This is a genomic window from Tetragenococcus solitarius NBRC 100494 (assembly GCF_001544195.1).
GTDB classification, from domain to species: domain Bacteria; phylum Bacillota; class Bacilli; order Lactobacillales; family Enterococcaceae; genus Tetragenococcus; species Tetragenococcus solitarius.
On sequence record NZ_BCPY01000003.1, the window covers coordinates 126,217 to 143,367 of the forward strand.

A 17,151-nucleotide genomic window follows, 5' to 3' on the forward strand; every position below is an offset into this window, starting at 1 on the left:
TTCATTAGAAAAGGCTCTCCCGCTTCTTTAATTAAATACTGGCTCTTTTTTGTTTACGGTGTAAATAAATAACAATAAGTGCACCCATAAAAAGCGAAAATACTGGAGCAGAGAAAAACGTCAACAAAGCTAAAAATCCGGCAGCAACTTTCGTTTTGGTATCCATTTATTTAAATATTCCCTCCTGTAAAAATATTTAAGGACTCCTTGCCCTTTTCACAATTTTATTGTAACCAGATTTGGTTATTACTACTAACTTTCTTTCAAATTCTTATGAAATTATAATTTTAGCGGACGTTTCTTAAGATGGCTCTAACAATTGAGTTTAAGAGCGAAAAGATAGTGCTTTTTTCAACCTATATAATGAATAATTGACTGCTAAATGTCACTTTAGTTAGTTAATATTATAAACCACATTTTCTTTTTAACTCGACTTTATGAACAATGAGTGATAAAAATTCTTAAAACCTCTATTTTTTTACTTTTGAGAGTGGCTTTGCTAAACTTCCTCTAGTTTTCTTTCTAGAGTGATTTTATTCATTACCAGTTTTTTTCACTTTTATAACAGTTAACACGAACAAAAAAACGATCGGAAATAAAAATCATTTCCGACCGCTTTTTGAAGTTGCTTGTATTCCTAACAACAATTCTTTTCTGTTAATTAATATTATTAACGATTATGCTGTTTAACTTCTAATCCATGTTCTTGTAAGTAATGGCAGAATGGTTGTAATTCTTCTGCTTCATAACGTTTTTTAAATTCGTTTACTTCATTGTCAGAGAAGAAGTAAGGATCTAATTTTAATTCTTCCACTGGAAGTGGACGTTCTTCTGTGATTTTAGCATCGATTAATACTACACGACCCGCTTCTTCATCAGCTTTTGCTTTTGCAAAAACATCGTCAAGTTGTGAAATTTCAGTCACTGTATATCCCACAGCCCCTTGTGCTTTAGCAATTGCTGCAAAGTCCATGTTAGCAATATCAACACCATAATAGTTATCATTAGTGTCTTCTTGTTCGTCACGAATGAAGCCAAACCGTTCATTGGTAAATACCACATGAATAGAAGGCAAATTATATTTGACAGCTGTAATAACGTCTTGCATTGACATAGCAAAACCACCATCACCAGACAAATCCCAAACTTGACGATCTGGATAACCTAATTTTGCCCCTAATGAACCTGGTAGACCATTGCCCATTGTGGCAAATACTTCAGAAGTACGCCATAAGTTTTTCGGTGTCATGTGCAAGTGACGAATAGACGTTTGTGTTGTATTTCCTACGTCTATAGAATAAATCGCATCTTCTGTCGATACTTTATTAATCGCGTTAAATACTTGGTACAATTGTAAAGGACCAGATTTTTTGTTTTCTAGTTTTTGCATATAAGCTTTCCAGTTCGCAGCATTATCGATATTTGCTTGATACCAACCGTTATCTTCTTTTTCATCGATTTTATCTGTAATAGCTTTTATGGCAGCGCCACCGTCGCCAAGAATAGCAACATCAGCAAAATGACGTTTTCCTAATTTTTGTTGATCAATATCAATTTGGATAAATTTATCTACATGATCAAATTTACCTGTTACTTCAGCAAATGGGAAGTTACTACCAGCAAAAAGTACCACGTCGGCTTCTTCAAATGCTTCATTGGCTGGTTTCCAGCCTACACGGTGAGCAGAACCTAAAAGTGCATCAAAATCATAGTCATAATCATCGAAGTTAATTCCTGTAATAGCTACAGGTGCTTTAATTTTACGGCTTAGCGCTACTACTTCGTCTGAATGACCACGTGTACCTTTTCCTGCATAAATTACTGGACGTTTAGCATTAGATAAGATTTCTACTGCAGCGTCAATATCTTCTTCGTTTAATCCAAGTTTAGGAAATTCACGATAATCTGCTGCTGATGAATACCAACTACCTTCGTCTAGTTGTTCCCAGCCAAAATCAACTGGAACTTCTACTGCAGCTACACCATTATTAGCAATTGCTGTACGAACAGCTTCATCAATCACTTTAGGCAATTGTTCTGGGTAAGCTACTCGGCGGTTATATACCGCAACATCATTAAATAATGGATTTTGATTCATTTCTTGGAACGCATCCATATTGGCCTCTCTAAGCGCACGTTGACCTAAAATAGCCAATACCGGAACATGATCAAATTTAGCATCGTATAAGCCGTTATATAAATGGGTGGCTCCAGGTCCGGCAGAACCAAGACAAACACCTATCTTATTGGTGAATTTAGCATACATTGCTGCCGCTTGTGCTCCTGTTTCTTCATGGCGTACTTGAATAAAATCAATATTTTCTTGTTCTTTTTCAAATGCATCCATCAAAGAGTTTAATGAGCCAGCAGGAATACCGAAAACGTTTTGTACGCCCCAGTCCTCTAACACTTTAAGTCCTGCAACCCATCCATCTACTTTTTGTTCAGCCATAATAACCTTCTTTCTCCTTTCGATTATACCTAATTCTTTTTTTATGGTAATATGTATGAAATAATATTGCAAAGATTCTGTTTGTTATCGTCTTTTATACAGTTCTTGCCAAACGACGATAGCAAGCATTATAAGAAAACTGTCTTTGTAGTAATCAGCCCCCAGCAACATAATTACTCAAAATACTCTTCCTTTTTCATTTGTCTACATTTACCTCAATAGATTTTACACTTAAGAAGCTAATAATTGCAATAAAAAAGCTCCCATTATTTTAAACGGGAAACTTCTGCCTGTAACACGTAACACAGTAGAAACTTCTAAGTGTTTGCCAATGATTTTACAAATTCTTGTAAACGAATTTTATCTTCATCTTCTGCGTCATTTTCGATTTTTACAACTTCATGACCTTGTATCGCACCCGTTTTACTAAAAGCATAATCAAAATTAATGGCCGCATCACAGAAAAACTCAGGGTATAACTCACTATCGCCGCTGCCAGCCACTCCATAGACTTTACCAGAAAGATCTTGATCAAAAAGATCATCATAGAAATCCTCCAGTTCAAACGGAAATTGTCCTTCGTCATATGTGTAAGTTGCTACAACACAAATATCTGCATCCTCAAAAAAGTCTTCTTGGGCATCATCTGCATTTACCCGCTCTACTTCTATACCTAAACTAGAAAATTGGTCTTCTAAAATTTCTGAAATTTCTTCTGTATTTCCTGTCATACTAGCATAGATAATTTTTGCTAACGTCATCTCCGACATCCTTTCATTTATAAAATCAATCGTTATATTGAGTCGTTAACCAATCAAGTTAACTATATCACAAACAAGTCAAATGGCAACATGCACTCTATAATATAAGGACAAGCATTTTTTGATCCAATTTTATGAAAAATTTGGGCTCACTTGCTTTTTTGTGTACTAGTTTTTATTGTATAAGCGTTTGTCCCACTAAGTCATCCATGGTACTATTACAAGAACTAGTAAAAAATATTTATATTGGAGGGATACTTATGTTGTCAGAGCAAAATGCCAACTTTTTAAAACAGCTTGCTAAAATGATGACCACTCAATTTGGTGAAGACTGTAAAGTAGTGTTATATGAAGTAGACGAAAATAAAACAATACATACAATCACAACAGTTGAAGCAGGCCTTGTCAAGACGTCATCTGACAGTACCCCACCGCAATTTATATTAAATATATTACAAAAAGATCCTAAAGAAATTCAAGATCGTTATAGCGAATTGACACGCACACAACAAGGCCAAATATTAAAAACCAGCTCTTTATTTTATAAGGGGACCAGTGGGCAAATTGAAGCGATTTTCATAATTAATTTTGATATTTCTAGCTTGTATGCGGCTGAAAATGCTCTACATAAATTAACAGCTGCTAACAAAAAAGAGGAGTCTAAGCAGAAGCTAGACTCTGCTTTTCAAGACGTAAATACAGTACTAGAAGAACTAATCAAAGAAGCTGACAATTTAATCGGTAAACCTGCAGCCTTAATGACTAAGGAAGATAAGATCAAAAGTATCCAATTTTTAAATAACAAGGGAGCTTTTTTAATTACAAAATCTGGTGATAAAATCGCCAGACATTTTAATATTTCAAAATACACATTGTATAAGTATATCGGCTAATTAGAGCTTTTCTTTATCGTAAACCGCTTTTTCAGCTTGATTACAAAAAAGGGAGCTATGTTATAATAAACGAAAACAAGATTACAAGGAGACAATAACAATGGATACGGTTTATCGTCATATCCAAAATCATTATGATGATCTTTCAAGTACAGAGCAACTGGTAATTGATTACATTTTAAACAATGGAGATTTTTTAAATTTAAAAATGAAAGTGATTCAAAAAAGTCTGCATATTTCGGCTCCTACTATCGTTCGAGCTATTAAAAAGCTTTCGTATCGTTCCTTTACTGATTTTAAATATGCGCTGGCTAATTCTGAAAAACAAGAAAGCGCACTAAATTCTGAAGAAAGTTATGAATTATTAATAAGTACCTTCTCTTCTGATTTTTCTCGCACCATCGCTATGATGGATAAAGACAAGCTTTATGCAATTGCTAGCGTTGTTTTACAAAGTCACCGTATTTTTTGTATGGCCATGGGTTCTAGTGTCAGTGTAGTTAATTCACTAAATCGTAAGCTTAAACAATTCGGCTTATGGTCAAATAATTATACTGAAGCTGCGCCCTTTCGCGATATTGCAGATGTAGCCACAAAAGATGATTGTTTACTCATCTTTTCTTTAAGTGGTAAAGAAGAGCAAATTTTAGCAAGTGTGGTCGAAAATAAAACCAATGGTGTAACGATTATTTCTGTAACTGGTTTTTCTAACAATCCTTTAGCCAACCTTTCAGACATTTCCTTATTGACTTATCAAACCCCTCAAAAACGGACAAAGCTACGTTCTCGTTTAATGTTATCTGTTGCATCAGAAATAATTTTTGAAACCATTTTATTGAAAAATGAAGAAGAAAATAAATAACTACACCCATCCAAATTAGCTATCTCTTGTATGGGTGTAGCCTCTATCTACTTTTAATCAATAAATTTTCCAACTTCATAAAAATTATCAATAATAATGTCCGCTTGTGCTTGCACCTCTTGAGATGCGTGACTAAGACAGAAGCTTTTTTTTGCTGCTTGAAACATACTAATGTCATTTTCAGAATCACCAACCGCAATGACCTCCAGCGACTCTTTTTTACAAATAAATTCAATTGCACTCCCTTTTGTAATAGCTGACGGAGTAATTTCGATTCGCCGGGGACCGCTTTTACAAATGGAAAGATTAGGAAAATGATTTTGTAACTGGGCCAAAACATTATCGCAGCGCCCTGTTTCTGGGCGTATATTAATTTTATATATTTTTAAAGGAAGAATCTCTGCAAACATATCTTGCGGTTTTATTAAATGTACATTCCAGACTCTGCCTTTGTCTTCTGTTACATAAGTTCCGATACGACGTTTTCCGTCTAAAGCGTCATAGACCAAGTCATTGGACTGAATATAAAACAACAAGTCTGCTAAGTTTTTCCTATCGATAAAAGCTTCAAATGCTTTTTTTCCAGCAACTTCAATCAATCCTCCATTAAAACCAATCTTTACATCAACAGTAGTTTGAATTTGTTGTTCAATATATTCGATTTCTTTTACTGAACGACCCGTGGCAATTCCCAAGTGCATATCCGATTTTATTTGTATCAAAAATTCACGGTCTTTTTTAGCTACTTCTTGTGAATTCTTAACAAAAGTCCCATCTAAATCCGTTACCAATAGCTTTTTTTTCATCATCATTCCGCCAATCCTAAAATGTCTTGAATTTCAACTTTCAATTGATTTGCCTTGCCACCATAAATGGACTGCATTTGCATACCGGAAGTGGCAAATCCTAAAGCTTCAAGTTTATTTTGTATCCGCTGGGAATCAACAATCGAAGGGTCTTTAACATTAATTCGTAAACGAGTAATACAAGCATCTACTGCGGTTATATTTTCTTTTCCGCCATGAGCATCAATCAGTTGTAAGGCTTGTTCGTGCAAGCTCAGTTTCCCATCCGCAGTAGAAGAAGTTGATTTTCCTTGATCTTTTAAGGTCTTTAACCCCATCTTCTCTCGAGTTTCGTCTTTGCCATGCAACTTGATTGTTGCTGGGTCCGCCTCTCTTCCCGGTGTTTTAAAGTCGAATTTTTTAATCGCAAAATCAAATACAAAATAGTAAACGACAAAACAAATGACACCTAAAATAGGTAATAAATACCATTTCGTCCGTGTTCCTTGTAAAACCCCATAAATAAGAAAGTTAATCAAACCATGGCCTGTCGGAGTCAAGAAAGCAGCACCTACAATATTTGTGACAAGCATGGTCAATCCAGCTAAGACTGCGTGGATTCCATAAAGAGCTGGAGCTACAAAAAGAAAAGTAAACTCAAGCGGTTCGGTAATTCCGGTGAAAAATGACGTCAAAGCAGCTGCTAGTAACAAAGAACCAACTGTTTTACGGTTTTCAGGACGTGCTGTTTTGTACATAGCTAAAGCTGCACCAGGCAAACCAAACATGTTAAACACAAACTTGCCAGCCGAAAACCGTGTAATCATTGGGTCAATGGGCGCATTACTTGATAAAGCAGCCATATAAGCATTGATTGTACCAGCAAATTCTTTACCATCAATCATAAATACTCCACCAAGCGGCGTTGTACGGATAGGCCAGTTAATACCATGATGCAAACCAAAAGGCAACAATAATCGTTCCGCTAACCCATAAGCAAATGTCCCAGCATAGCCGGACTTTAATACCGCTAGTGATAAAAGGTTAATTCCTTGTTGAATAATCGGCCAAATAAAGAAAAATAATATCGCAACCAAAGCCATTGTGGGAATAATTAAAATTGGCACTAAACGTGGACCGCTAAAAAAGCCAAAGACTTGCGGGACTTCAATTCTTATCGCTTTTTTATGTACGAGGTAAACGACTACACCAGTAATAATTCCGCCAAAAACATTTAAATCCATTGTTTGAATCCCTAAAACATTAGTCTGCATAGCTTGAGCCATCAATTCATCCGTGTTTTCAGCGCCACTATCTACCAATCTGCCTGAAACATCTAACAAAAAATTTAAAGTACTATGCAAAACAAGGAATCCTAACAAACCCGAAAGTGCGGCGGATCCTTTTTCTTGTTTTGCCAAGCCCACAGCGACTCCTACTGCAAAAATAACTGGTAAGTTATCAAAAGCGACATTGCCTAACGTTTCTAAAAATCCCATAATAAATTGCAAAATATCATTTTGCATCCAAGTGTGCATTTCAATCGTGTTTTCATTCGTAAAAGCAGACCCAATTCCTTTTAGAATCCCTGCTGCAGGTAATACTGACACAGGTAATAAAAACGAACGACCAAAAGTTTCAAAAACAAACAGAAATTGATCCTTTTTACTTGTTTTTTTATTTTTCTCCATTCCTTTTCCCTCCTCTTTTTACTTATATTAACATTTTAAAAAGCGCTTACAAATCTTTGTATAATAAATGACCTGAAAAGAAAAAAAGTAGTTTTTTAGTAAAAAACTACTTTGACAATACTGTTAAAGAATCTTTTAGAAGAAAAGAACAGCAAACTTTCCTTCTTTTATTAATAAATCAAGACAAGTCAGCGTAACTTCTCTTCATTTCATGCAAAAAGAAAGGATTTTTCTAGCCTTTACCGTTATTTCTCTAATAATGTAGATACTCTTCTTTTTTACAAGAAAACTGATTTTTAACCAACAGAACCTTCCATGCTCATATTGATTAGCTGGTTCATCTCTACAGCATATTCCATCGGCAGTTCTTTAGTAATGGGATCCATAAACCCGTTAATAATCATCGCTGTGGCATCTTCTTCACTAATGCCACGAGACATTAAATAAAATAATTGATCCTCAGAAATTTTCGATACACTGGCTTCATGTTCTAAAGCAACGTTGTTGTTTAAAATTTCATTATAAGGAATCGTATCAGAAGTAGACTTATCATCCATTAAAATCGTATCACATTCAATATGAGATTTAGAGCCTGTGCTATTACGACCAAATGACACTTGCCCACGATAATCTGTCTTTCCGCCACCTTTTGCAACCGATTTTGAAATTAATGTACTTGAGGTATTAGGAGCATTGTGATATACCTTACAGCCAGCATCCAAGTGTTGTCCATAATTAGCAAAAGCCATCGACAATACGGAAGTTTTGGAATGTGGACCTTTTAAGATGCTACATGGATACTTCATGTTTACCTTGCTACCAAGGTTTCCATCAATCCATTCTAAAGTGCCGTTTTCTTCTACCTTACCTCTTTCAGTTACCAGATTATAAACATTATCTGACCAATTTTGGATGGTTGTATAACGAAAAAAAGCATCCTTTTTTACAATAATTTCAACACTAGCAGCATGCAGACTATTTGCTGAATAGTTCGGTGCTGTACATCCTTCGATATATTGAATTGAAGCTCCTTCATCAACGATAATCAGGGAACGTTCAAACTGTCCTGCATTTTCACCATTAATCCGGAAATAGGTTTGGACAGGAATTTCACATTGAACTCCTTTAGGAACATAAATAAATGTTCCTCCCGACCAGACGGCACCATTTAATGCAGCAAACTTATGCTCAGAATTAGAAATCACACTGGCAAAGTATTTTTTTACTAGTTCTGGATATTCTTTTAATGCGGTATCCGTATCAGTAAAAATAACCCCTTGCTTGGCAAACTCCTCCTTCATATTGTGATAAACCACTTCAGATTCGTATTGAGCTGCTGCACCTGCTAAATACTTGCGCTCTGCTTGAGGAATCCCTAACCGTTCAAAAGTATTTTTTATTTTATCTGGCACATCATCCCAATTATTCGTATTTTTTTCACTGGAGCGCTGGAAATAGACCACATCATCGAAATTAATTCCCGATAAGTCCGGTCCCCAATCAGGCAAAGGGAGTTTGTGAAATAGTTCTAATGAACGTAAGCGATAATCAAGCATCCATTGCGGTTCATTTTTTAAGCGAGACATTTCTTGTACCGTTTCTTCCGTTAATCCACTACCACTAGAATAAATAGGCTCAATATCATCATGAAACCCATACTCGTATTCTCTGCTTTTTGTTTCGACTGTCATCTTTTATATAACTCCTCTCATTAGTAATACATACTTTCTTACTAGAGATTGTTTTAAGTTTCACTAGAATCATTCTAATTATAACACAAATTCTACCTGCACGACCAAACAATGTCAAATCAATTTAAGGCCTTTATACCGCCTATTCTCCGGTTTAAAGCTCGCTAGATTGGCTTTTTTAATTGAGAATTATTGAACGACTTTACAAGTAAATGGTAGGTGCCCAATTGGGGTTTTTCAACAATCGCAAACGAATAACAGCTGGTATTTGGTCGAGTTCATTTGTTACTTTTCTAATTTTAGGCAAATCTGCTTCGTCTAAATCGATCAACGTGTAAACGTAACCTTCATAACGTTCACTGGCTAAGATATCAATTTCAATATTATGAGCGGAGATTTTTTGAGAGATTTCCGAAAATATTTTGGGTTGATCAACATAAAAAATAGTTAAACGTATAGGCGCAGTAAAAGGCAGAAAAACGTCTGGAAAATTCACCGATTGACGCACTGTTCCGTAAATTAGAAAGTCGCGCATATTACGCATGGCAGCCATCGCACCATCTTGTAGCGCTTTTCCGGTCGTACCACCCATATGTGGCAGTAACTTAATTTTTGGGTTTTGCAAAAGCTCCCTACTAGGAAAATCTGATACATAACCTTGTATCTGTTCATTTGCTAATGCAGAAAGTAGCGCTGCATTATTGACAATTTCGCCGCGCCCAAAGTTAAATAGTATCGTTTCTTTACGCATAGATGAAAATGCCTCACTGTTAAACATTCCTTTTGTTTCATCAGTCAGCGGTAATAAAATAATCACAAAATCCGACCGTGACAAAAGATCTTTCAGTGCATAGACCTGCTCAAAATAATTTTGATTACGGGGCTGTCGGGCATAACCAATGACATCCATACCCAAATTAAAACAAGCACGTGCCACTTGTTCTCCAATAGCACCTAAACCTAAAATACCGATTGACTTTCCTATTAATTCCCCGCCAATGTAATGGTTACGAATTTGTTCAGCTTGCTCTAATATATTCTCTCCTGTTAAGTTTTGCACAGCATCTGCAGCTTTTTCGATTGGACGAACGCTGTTTAATAAACTTGTAAGCACCAATTCCTTGACGGCATTCGCATTCACTCCAGGCGTATTAAAAACCATGGTACCATTTCTCGTACAAGCTTTAACATTGATGTTATTGATGCCGATTCCAGCACGTCCAACAACCAAAAGATTCTCTGTAATTAATTGATCAGGAACTTGTGCACTCCGAACAAAAATTGCACCGGGACGTGTGAAATCAGCCGAAAATTCAAAACGCTCCACTCTGTTTAAACGACGTTGTAACCTGAGTGAAAGTTCGTCTAAGGTTAAAATTTGGTACATACAGCCTTCCTCCATTTCCTCTCTAAAACATTTTAATAAAATTTTCCCCAAAAATGAGGTAAAATAATAGCAATAAACTTTGAGGTGATAAATATGCATATTGAAATGGTTAATTTTAAAGATAACAAACCTATTATTGGAAAAAATACACAGATGAAAGATATCACCTTTGGCGACTATGTAGAAATCGGCGAAGATAACCATTTAGATAATAGTTACGTTGGCGATTATGACTATACTGGTCAACACTGTTATATTCAAAACAGTGATTTGAAACGCTTTATTAGTATCGCAGCCTTAGTAAGAATTGGTCCGACAAACCATCCTTTAGATCGTCCCACCCAACATCTGTTTGGATATAATGGCGAAGGATACGGCTTTTATCCTAAAGACAGTGAGTTTTTAGCCAAACGTAAACAAAAGATAACTACTATTGGCAATGACGTCTGGATCGGACATGGCGTAGTCATACAAGCAGGCGTCACAATTGGAAATGGTGCGGCTATCGCATCCAATGCAGTAGTTACTAAAGATGTACCCCCTTATGCAATTGTCGGTGGTGTCCCAGCCAAAATAATCAAATATCGTTTTTCAGAGTATATCATTGCTGCAATGCAAGAAATTGCTTGGTGGAATTGGGATCGAGAAATGCTAGAAGCAAGATACTTAGATATGCGTCTGCCGATTGAAGAATTTGTCAAAAAGTATCATAAATCTTAAGAAAAAATATTTTATTCAATCTACTACGCCTATATAGAATACTAAAATAAAAAGTTTTAGTTAGACCATGCCCTAGTATACCCAGCAGGATATGATCGATCGCTAGAAGTAAAAGCCATCTTATTTTTTAAGATGACTTGAAATAACTATTTACTCCGTTCCTTCTGGGATAATCGCAAATACTCGAATATTGAAACCGGGCGCTGATTTGATTTTTGGAACACCTACAACAATTGAAGCCCCTTTAGAAGGAACTTCTGCTAGATTGTTCATCACTTCAATTTGATAATTATCGGTTGATAACCAGTATAATTCGCCCAGCAAGTGGCCATTTTTAGCTTCCTCAATGGCTGGGTCCGTATCTAAGGTTTCATGACCCACCGCTTTTACATTTCGTTTTTCATGTAAAAATTTCAATGCTTCAACAGACCACCCCGGCGTATGAGCCTGACCATTTTCATCTAAGTTATAATAACTATCTGGGTCACTCCATCGTTTAGACCAACCACTCGAAAAAGCAACGAAGCTCCCGGCTGGAATTTCACCATATTCTCTTTCAAAGGCTAAAATATCATCTACTGTTAGCATATAATCATTGTTAGCTATTACCTCTTGTTCTTTATGAATAACAAACAACGGCAAAACAAATTCTTTTAATTCTAATTCTTCTAATGATCTTTTTCCTTCAGAAAAATGAATAGGAGCATCAATATGTGTCCCGTATTGTGTAGCTAACGCATACTCTTTTGCAAAGAAGCCATCGTCTTTTACTGTATACAAGGTATTTTCAGTAATTGGCTTGAATGCTTGAAAATAAGGCATTTCAGGCGTCACTGTATGGGACAAATCGATCCACTTTTGTCCTTTTAAATAAAGGATACTTTCAGTAATTTTGCTCATTGAATAGACCTTCTTTCTAGAATAATCAGCTTTTTACAACAGGATAAATAATTTCTATGATTTTACCATAGTCCTTCTAAAACACAAAATAAAAAAGCCGAGACAGCAAATCCCCCGGCCTTTTCAGCGTTTTAGTTCAATCTAACAAACTTACTCTTTATAATATTTTTTACCAGTCATCTCTTTATAGTCTGTCATCATGGTTTGCCAAGATGTTTCGATATTTTCTGTTAAACCAAATAGACCGCTTCGACCTACAATATAAATATCTGGTCCCGCTTCATCAATCTTAGCAAAAGATTTTCGATTGGATGAACCATCCATTTCGATCAGATACTTATAATCATTTGTTTCACGTAGCTCTCTTAATTGGACAATCTTTTCTAAGGTACCATCAATAAATTTTTGACCTGCAAAGCCTGGGTCCACCGTCATTATCGTCACTTTATCCAGTAAAGGGATATAAGGGTAGATTGTTTCCACTGGTGTTTCCGGATTCAATACAATTCCAGCTTTTAATCCTGCCTCATGGATTTGGTCAATTAAGCGAAAAGCCAAACCGTCCAATACTTCTGCATGGATACAAATCCATTCACATTTTATATCAATGAGTTGCTGCACCCAAAAACTAGGTTGGGTAACCATCAAATGAGCGGACATAGAAACATCGCTTATCTTTCTAACCTCTTCTATAAACCAAGGAGACAAGGAAATATTAGGAACATAATGGCCATCCATGATGTCAATATGATAAGAATCTACATGGTCATTTAAAAAACGAATTTCTTCCTTAAATTTATCCAAATTCATCGTCATCAGCGATGGAGAAAACTGTACATCATTCATTTATAGACCCTTCTTTCTCAAATTTAGGAGATTTGAATATCGTTCAAGTCAATATCTTCTTCCTCGATTTCTTTTTGTGTTTCAAGGTCTTCTGGAGAAAGTTTCTTTTTAATGATCACCAATACTAAAGCTGTAACAACAATATTGGCTAATAAAGCAAGGACTCCTGCCATAGGTCTTGACATTGTTGGTAACATTAATACGCCGCCAAAAGGCACAGTAGAATCCGCTCCTAAAGTCATGGAAACGGCGCCACCAGCAGCACCACCTACCGCACTTGCAATAACACTACGGATAATATCATTCATCGCTAACGGAATAACACCTTCAACAACGTTTACGACTCCCATAGGAACAGTGGATTTTAATGTTTCAACCTCAGTTGGCGTGTAAATTTGTTTGTTAATCAGTTTTCCGAAAAGATGAGCCAGACCAAAACCAATAGGTGTAGCAGTATTAACTAGCTGCAAAGCTGTAATCGGTTCATTAATTCCTTCCGCTTGTAGCGTCAAGACAAAAGCAAAAACAGTTTTATTAATTGGTCCCCCATAATCCACTGCGCTTAAAAGTCCTACAACTAGACCAAATACAAGAATGGAAGAAGAGTTCAAACTATTTAATATGCCTGTTAACCAAGTTGTAAAAGCGGCAATCGGTGTACCAATAATGTAGACCATGATTAAACCGCTGATTAATGCACTTAAAAAAGGGATCACTAAAGTTGGCATTAACCCCTTAGCCCACTCTGGTACTTTTAAAAATCTTACAATTAAAATGGTAATGTATCCTGCAATGAAACCACCTAACAAGCCGCCAATAAAGCCGGCTTCAATAGCATTAGCTGTAAGACCTACAATAAATCCAGGTGCGATTCCCACCTTTTCAGCGATGGAATAAGAAATACCAGTAGAAATAACGACCGGTAGCAATCCTAACGTCGTACCGCCAAGCGTTGCAAGCACATCCCAAAAACTAAAATTTCCTGTTAAATCTGCCGGATTTTCTCCACCCATGGCTGAGCCAATCGCTACTAAAAATCCGGCCCCACAGACAATCGGAATTAAGTATGAGATTGCTGTTAATAAGTGTCCTTTAAGATTTAAATGCCTGATTGTTTCCATGTAAATTCCCTCCTTTACTGTTGTGTAAAACTAGCGATCACTTCGTCGGCAGTGCTAGCTGTTAATAAACTTTGTACGACTTTTTCATTCCCTAATTTTTTAGCAAAAAGAGCTAATAATTTTAGATGCTGCTCTGCTCCTTCATTACTATCTCCCACAGCAAATAATACAATGACTTTTACACCGTGTTCGTCTATAGATTCCCAAGGGATCTCTTGTTTGTTAATAAAAATCGCTACACCTACTTTGTCTACAACAGAACTTTTGCCATGAGGAATAGCAATATAATTGCCAATCCCTGTCTTTCCTTCTTTTTCACGAGCATAAATATCCTGGGCAAATGCTTTTTCATCTGAGATATAACCATTTGCTTTTAATGAAGCAACAATATGTTCAATGGCTTGTCTTTTTGTCGTTACATTCAGTTCCGTATTAATAATATTCTTATCTAAAATTTCACTAATTTCCATTTTGTAACCCCTACTTATTTTTTTGATCTTCTTTTACAACTTCTTCCGCTTTTTGAATTAGTTTATTAGGTGATTTTATGGCCACTTCTGTTGGTACTTGAATCACTCTTTTACCTTCAAATCTTTCCCGGCCACTAATTTTTACGTCAATCGCTAAAATAACTATATCCGCTTCTTGAATTTGTTCCTGGCTTAATGCGTTTTCAACACCGATCGTTCCACTTGTTTCAATGTGTACCTCATGTCCTGCTTTTTTTCCTGCCTCTTCTAACTTTTCTTGGGCAATGTATGTATGTGCAATTCCTACTGTACATGCTGCTACACCTACTATTTTCATAAAAAATCGTCTCCTTCATTCCTATTTTTATTTTCCAAATTCATCAACTTGTTTAAATACTTGTCATCTGCTAGTTTTCGGGTAAATTCCATTATCGCTTGTTTTATCGACTTTTTTTCTTCAGTTTTTAGCAAAATAACTATAACGAGTTTGACATTACAGATCTCTTTACTCCAATGTTGTATCGCTTGTTTTAAGGAAAGAATCAGTACTTTGCTTTTAATAAAAGAAGAACTTTCAAAATGTGGCAATAAAACTCCCGGCGCGATTTCTATACTTCCTTGTTCTTCTCTTTGGAATAACTTTGTCTTGAACTCAGAGCTATCAATCCCTGTTAACTTATGTCCTTCGCTTTCTAAAAATGACAGCACTTCTTCTTTGGAAGAAAAATTTTTTCTAGTATAAATATTGAATAACTGACTATTTCTCATGATTAATCTCCTCAATTTTATGCTGGATCCTCCGTTGATCATCTGAAGTCAACATTGCGCTTACAAGTAACGATTTAACAGCTAGCGAATGGGTTAATTTAATTGTGGTTAAAACAAGCTCCGTTTCTGGATATACTTCTAAAAATTGTTCAAGATTTTTTGTAGCGACCACATCGATAATATCCAATTCTGGAAACTTCTTTTCAATCTTTGCTTTTAAAAGTTCTGAGGTCCCTACTCCTGTCGTACACACGATCAGTGTTTTTATTGGCAGCTGATAAGTCTCTAATACTCTGGCAAAATAAAGCGTGATAAAGCCGTTTTCATCTTCATTGATAAAGGGCAAATGATATTGCTCACTCACCATTTTTGAAACCTCACATACCTTTTCAAAGATTTCCTCATAGGACACCTTAATTTCTTCCAATAAACCGTTTTTAATACGTATTTTATGTTTTAAACGATTGATCATCGGTTTAATATGATTCGCTAAATCAGAAAAAATTAAATCATCAGTGATTTGAATTCCTAGCTTCTTACTCATCTTTACAATATAAGTGTCTGTTATCTGAACGACTTGTTGGGAGAATTTATTCGTATCACCAACTACACCTTGCATACGAGAAGAAGCTAAATATTGATACAGGTAAAAAATTTCTATCTCGGGTAAATCATCGTTTAGGTATTGTTCAACGCTAGCAATTGTTGCACTTGCAACCTCATACAAGTTAGAACTTTTTAATAGCTGCTGCTTTTCTTCCCTTGTCAAAGTATCTTTCTCAGTAATTTTCATTAAACCAACATTTCTCGATCGCGTAATTAAAATATAGAGGTGAGAAAAAATATTAATATTATACGGATAAGCAAGTGTTATTTTTAAATCTTTTTCCATTTTTTTTATTTGATTGAGAACAAATAATGCATCATAAGTATTTAAACTTGATGCCTTTACACTCGCTAGCTCGTCAATGTCCACTGTATTAAAAGCCTGAATGAGATCAGCTACAGCTTGGCGTATATTCCCTTCTTCTCCTTGAATGGCTAAGGTACGATTTTTTCGGACCAGCTTTAATTGATACTCTGCTAATTGGTCAGCGATTATTTGTTCATCGTTAAAAATTACTGAATCACCCACATAATAATCTTTAAATAAATCATATACATTTTTGGTCTTAGGCGAAGACAATAACAATTCTTCCATGACTCGATTACGTCTTTTTTCAGGTGAGTAATAAGAAGAACTGTTATCTATCTGCTTAGCATTCATTGAAATATATTTTTCATAATCTAATTTATAACCACGCCCCTTTTCAGAAAAAATTAAATTGCCATTTTGGTAACCTCCATTAATTTTTTTAACCAAACGATAAACTGTCTTTTTAGAAATACCTAAATCGTTGGCTAATTCTTTTGAAGTGATATAATCTCTTTGTTTTAACAGGAGAAGTAATAGATTATATTCCCGGTTTTCTCTTGCCGACATTATTTCTTTTCCTCCCTTATATTTTTATCTTAACCCACATAATAGAAAACGCTTCCCTTAAGATTGTCCATTGCAGCGGACAAATCAGCGAAGTTTTTATAAATAAATGTCACTTTTCTATTTAAATGGCAAGGTTTTCTAAAAAAGAACTTCTACTATTCTCTATAAAAAGAAAAATAGTAGAAGTTCTTTTTCACTTATCACAGTAGTTTTTTATATAATTATCTAAAACTTGAAACCTACTTTTCGATACGTATCCCTTGGTATACCAAGGATCTCATGCACAAAATTAACTTCAACCTGCTTGCTTGAGCTGCTTTT

General features: G+C 35.6%; 17 protein-coding genes. 3 read left to right on the top strand and 14 right to left on the bottom strand.

Features of this window, described 5'->3' with window-relative positions:
• Positions 1-31: 31 nt before the first annotated feature.
• From TS1_RS12760 to TS1_RS02040, 3 genes are all read right to left on the bottom strand, one after another.
• Positions 32-166 (bottom strand): hypothetical protein, encoded by a 135-nt coding sequence (locus TS1_RS12760; protein WP_281177349.1) that lies wholly within the window; start codon positions 164-166, stop codon positions 32-34.
• A gap of 504 nt (positions 167-670) precedes the next feature.
• Positions 671-2,452 (bottom strand): pyruvate oxidase, encoded by a 1,782-nt coding sequence (gene spxB, locus TS1_RS02035; protein WP_068707306.1) that lies wholly within the window; start codon positions 2,450-2,452, stop codon positions 671-673.
• Between the two features lie 317 nt (positions 2,453-2,769).
• Positions 2,770-3,213: a flavodoxin gene (locus TS1_RS02040; RefSeq protein ID WP_068707308.1), complete on the bottom strand. Its 444-nt coding sequence runs from the start codon at positions 3,211-3,213 to the stop codon at positions 2,770-2,772.
• Between the two features lie 260 nt (positions 3,214-3,473).
• On the opposite strand from TS1_RS02040, the gene TS1_RS02045 reads away from it, so the two are divergent.
• Positions 3,474-4,106 carry a helix-turn-helix domain-containing protein gene (locus TS1_RS02045; protein WP_068707309.1) on the top strand — a complete coding sequence of 211 codons (633 nt, stop codon included), beginning with the start codon at positions 3,474-3,476 and terminating at the stop codon, positions 4,104-4,106.
• A gap of 100 nt (positions 4,107-4,206) precedes the next feature.
• Positions 4,207-4,968 (top strand): MurR/RpiR family transcriptional regulator, encoded by a 762-nt coding sequence (locus tag TS1_RS02050; protein ID WP_068707311.1) that lies wholly within the window; start codon positions 4,207-4,209, stop codon positions 4,966-4,968.
• Between the two features lie 53 nt (positions 4,969-5,021).
• On the opposite strand, the gene TS1_RS02055 is transcribed toward TS1_RS02050, so the two are convergent.
• The 4 genes from TS1_RS02055 to TS1_RS02070 all read right to left on the bottom strand — a co-directional run bounded on the left by TS1_RS02055 (position 5,022) and on the right by TS1_RS02070 (position 10,522).
• Positions 5,022-5,780: an HAD-IIB family hydrolase gene (locus tag TS1_RS02055; protein ID WP_068707313.1), complete on the bottom strand. Its 759-nt coding sequence runs from the start codon at positions 5,778-5,780 to the stop codon at positions 5,022-5,024.
• Complete coding sequence (locus TS1_RS02060) at positions 5,777-7,444, bottom strand: PTS transporter subunit EIIC (RefSeq protein WP_068707314.1); 1,668 nt, start codon at positions 7,442-7,444, stop codon at positions 5,777-5,779. Before TS1_RS02060 ends, TS1_RS02055 begins: the two co-directional genes overlap by 4 nt.
• A gap of 296 nt (positions 7,445-7,740) precedes the next feature.
• A complete protein-coding gene (gene sufB / locus TS1_RS02065; protein ID WP_068707317.1) occupies positions 7,741-9,135 on the bottom strand; it encodes a Fe-S cluster assembly protein SufB in 1,395 nt (464 codons plus the stop codon).
• A gap of 202 nt (positions 9,136-9,337) precedes the next feature.
• Positions 9,338-10,522 (bottom strand): NAD(P)-dependent oxidoreductase, encoded by a 1,185-nt coding sequence (locus tag TS1_RS02070; RefSeq protein WP_068707323.1) that lies wholly within the window; start codon positions 10,520-10,522, stop codon positions 9,338-9,340.
• Between the two features lie 93 nt (positions 10,523-10,615).
• Here TS1_RS02070 and TS1_RS02075 point away from each other — a divergent pair, with 93 nt between their 5' ends.
• Positions 10,616-11,242 carry an LbetaH domain-containing protein gene (locus TS1_RS02075; RefSeq protein ID WP_068707325.1) on the top strand — a complete coding sequence of 209 codons (627 nt, stop codon included), beginning with the start codon at positions 10,616-10,618 and terminating at the stop codon, positions 11,240-11,242.
• Positions 11,243-11,392: 150 nt separating this feature from the next.
• Here the strand turns inward: TS1_RS02075 and TS1_RS02080 are convergent, their stop codons facing one another.
• The 7 genes from TS1_RS02080 to TS1_RS02110 form a co-directional block, all read right to left on the bottom strand.
• The gene (locus TS1_RS02080) at positions 11,393-12,142 is read right to left on the bottom strand and encodes a cyclase family protein (RefSeq protein WP_068707326.1); all 750 of its coding nucleotides are present in this window, start codon (positions 12,140-12,142) and stop codon (positions 11,393-11,395) included.
• Between the two features lie 150 nt (positions 12,143-12,292).
• On the bottom strand, positions 12,293-12,988 hold the full coding sequence (alsE, locus tag TS1_RS02085; protein ID WP_068707329.1) for a D-allulose 6-phosphate 3-epimerase: 696 nt from the start codon (positions 12,986-12,988) through the stop codon (positions 12,293-12,295).
• A 23-nt stretch (positions 12,989-13,011) separates the two neighbouring features.
• The gene (locus TS1_RS02090) at positions 13,012-14,109 is read right to left on the bottom strand and encodes a PTS fructose transporter subunit IIC (RefSeq protein ID WP_068707332.1); all 1,098 of its coding nucleotides are present in this window, start codon (positions 14,107-14,109) and stop codon (positions 13,012-13,014) included.
• Between the two features lie 14 nt (positions 14,110-14,123).
• Positions 14,124-14,579 (bottom strand): PTS sugar transporter subunit IIA, encoded by a 456-nt coding sequence (locus TS1_RS02095; protein ID WP_068707334.1) that lies wholly within the window; start codon positions 14,577-14,579, stop codon positions 14,124-14,126.
• 10 nt (positions 14,580-14,589) lie between these two features.
• Positions 14,590-14,916, bottom strand: coding sequence for a PTS fructose transporter subunit IIB (locus TS1_RS02100; protein WP_068707336.1), 327 nt, complete (start codon positions 14,914-14,916; stop codon positions 14,590-14,592).
• Positions 14,913-15,347: a PTS sugar transporter subunit IIA gene (locus TS1_RS02105; protein ID WP_068707338.1), complete on the bottom strand. Its 435-nt coding sequence runs from the start codon at positions 15,345-15,347 to the stop codon at positions 14,913-14,915. The genes TS1_RS02100 and TS1_RS02105 overlap by 4 nt, the downstream gene beginning before the upstream one ends.
• A complete protein-coding gene (locus tag TS1_RS02110; RefSeq protein WP_068707340.1) occupies positions 15,337-16,830 on the bottom strand; it encodes a BglG family transcription antiterminator in 1,494 nt (497 codons plus the stop codon). The genes TS1_RS02105 and TS1_RS02110 overlap by 11 nt, the downstream gene beginning before the upstream one ends.
• Positions 16,831-17,151: the final 321 nt, after the last annotated feature.

Excerpts from the sequence above, each read along its gene's own strand:
- alsE (WP_068707329.1), bottom strand. The coding sequence starts at position 12,988 with ATGAATGATGTACAGTTTTCTCCATCGCTGATGACGATGAATTTGGAT.
- TS1_RS02090 (WP_068707332.1), bottom strand. The coding sequence starts at position 14,109 with ATGGAAACAATCAGGCATTTAAATCTTAAAGGACACTTATTAACAGCA.
- TS1_RS02070 (WP_068707323.1), bottom strand. The coding sequence starts at position 10,522 with ATGTACCAAATTTTAACCTTAGACGAACTTTCACTCAGGTTACAACGT.
- TS1_RS02075 (WP_068707325.1), top strand. The coding sequence starts at position 10,616 with ATGCATATTGAAATGGTTAATTTTAAAGATAACAAACCTATTATTGGA.
- TS1_RS02040 (WP_068707308.1), bottom strand. The coding sequence starts at position 3,213 with ATGACGTTAGCAAAAATTATCTATGCTAGTATGACAGGAAATACAGAA.
- TS1_RS02110 (WP_068707340.1), bottom strand. The coding sequence starts at position 16,830 with ATGTCGGCAAGAGAAAACCGGGAATATAATCTATTACTTCTCCTGTTA.
- TS1_RS02045 (WP_068707309.1), top strand. The coding sequence starts at position 3,474 with ATGTTGTCAGAGCAAAATGCCAACTTTTTAAAACAGCTTGCTAAAATG.
- TS1_RS02095 (WP_068707334.1), bottom strand. The coding sequence starts at position 14,579 with ATGGAAATTAGTGAAATTTTAGATAAGAATATTATTAATACGGAACTG.
- TS1_RS02100 (WP_068707336.1), bottom strand. The coding sequence starts at position 14,916 with ATGAAAATAGTAGGTGTAGCAGCATGTACAGTAGGAATTGCACATACA.
- TS1_RS02055 (WP_068707313.1), bottom strand. The coding sequence starts at position 5,780 with ATGATGATGAAAAAAAAGCTATTGGTAACGGATTTAGATGGGACTTTT.
- TS1_RS02050 (WP_068707311.1), top strand. The coding sequence starts at position 4,207 with ATGGATACGGTTTATCGTCATATCCAAAATCATTATGATGATCTTTCA.
- sufB (WP_068707317.1), bottom strand. The coding sequence starts at position 9,135 with ATGACAGTCGAAACAAAAAGCAGAGAATACGAGTATGGGTTTCATGAT.
- TS1_RS12760 (WP_281177349.1), bottom strand. The coding sequence starts at position 166 with ATGGATACCAAAACGAAAGTTGCTGCCGGATTTTTAGCTTTGTTGACG.
- spxB (WP_068707306.1), bottom strand. The coding sequence starts at position 2,452 with ATGGCTGAACAAAAAGTAGATGGATGGGTTGCAGGACTTAAAGTGTTA.
- TS1_RS02105 (WP_068707338.1), bottom strand. The coding sequence starts at position 15,347 with ATGAGAAATAGTCAGTTATTCAATATTTATACTAGAAAAAATTTTTCT.
- TS1_RS02060 (WP_068707314.1), bottom strand. The coding sequence starts at position 7,444 with ATGGAGAAAAATAAAAAAACAAGTAAAAAGGATCAATTTCTGTTTGTT.
- TS1_RS02080 (WP_068707326.1), bottom strand. The coding sequence starts at position 12,142 with ATGAGCAAAATTACTGAAAGTATCCTTTATTTAAAAGGACAAAAGTGG.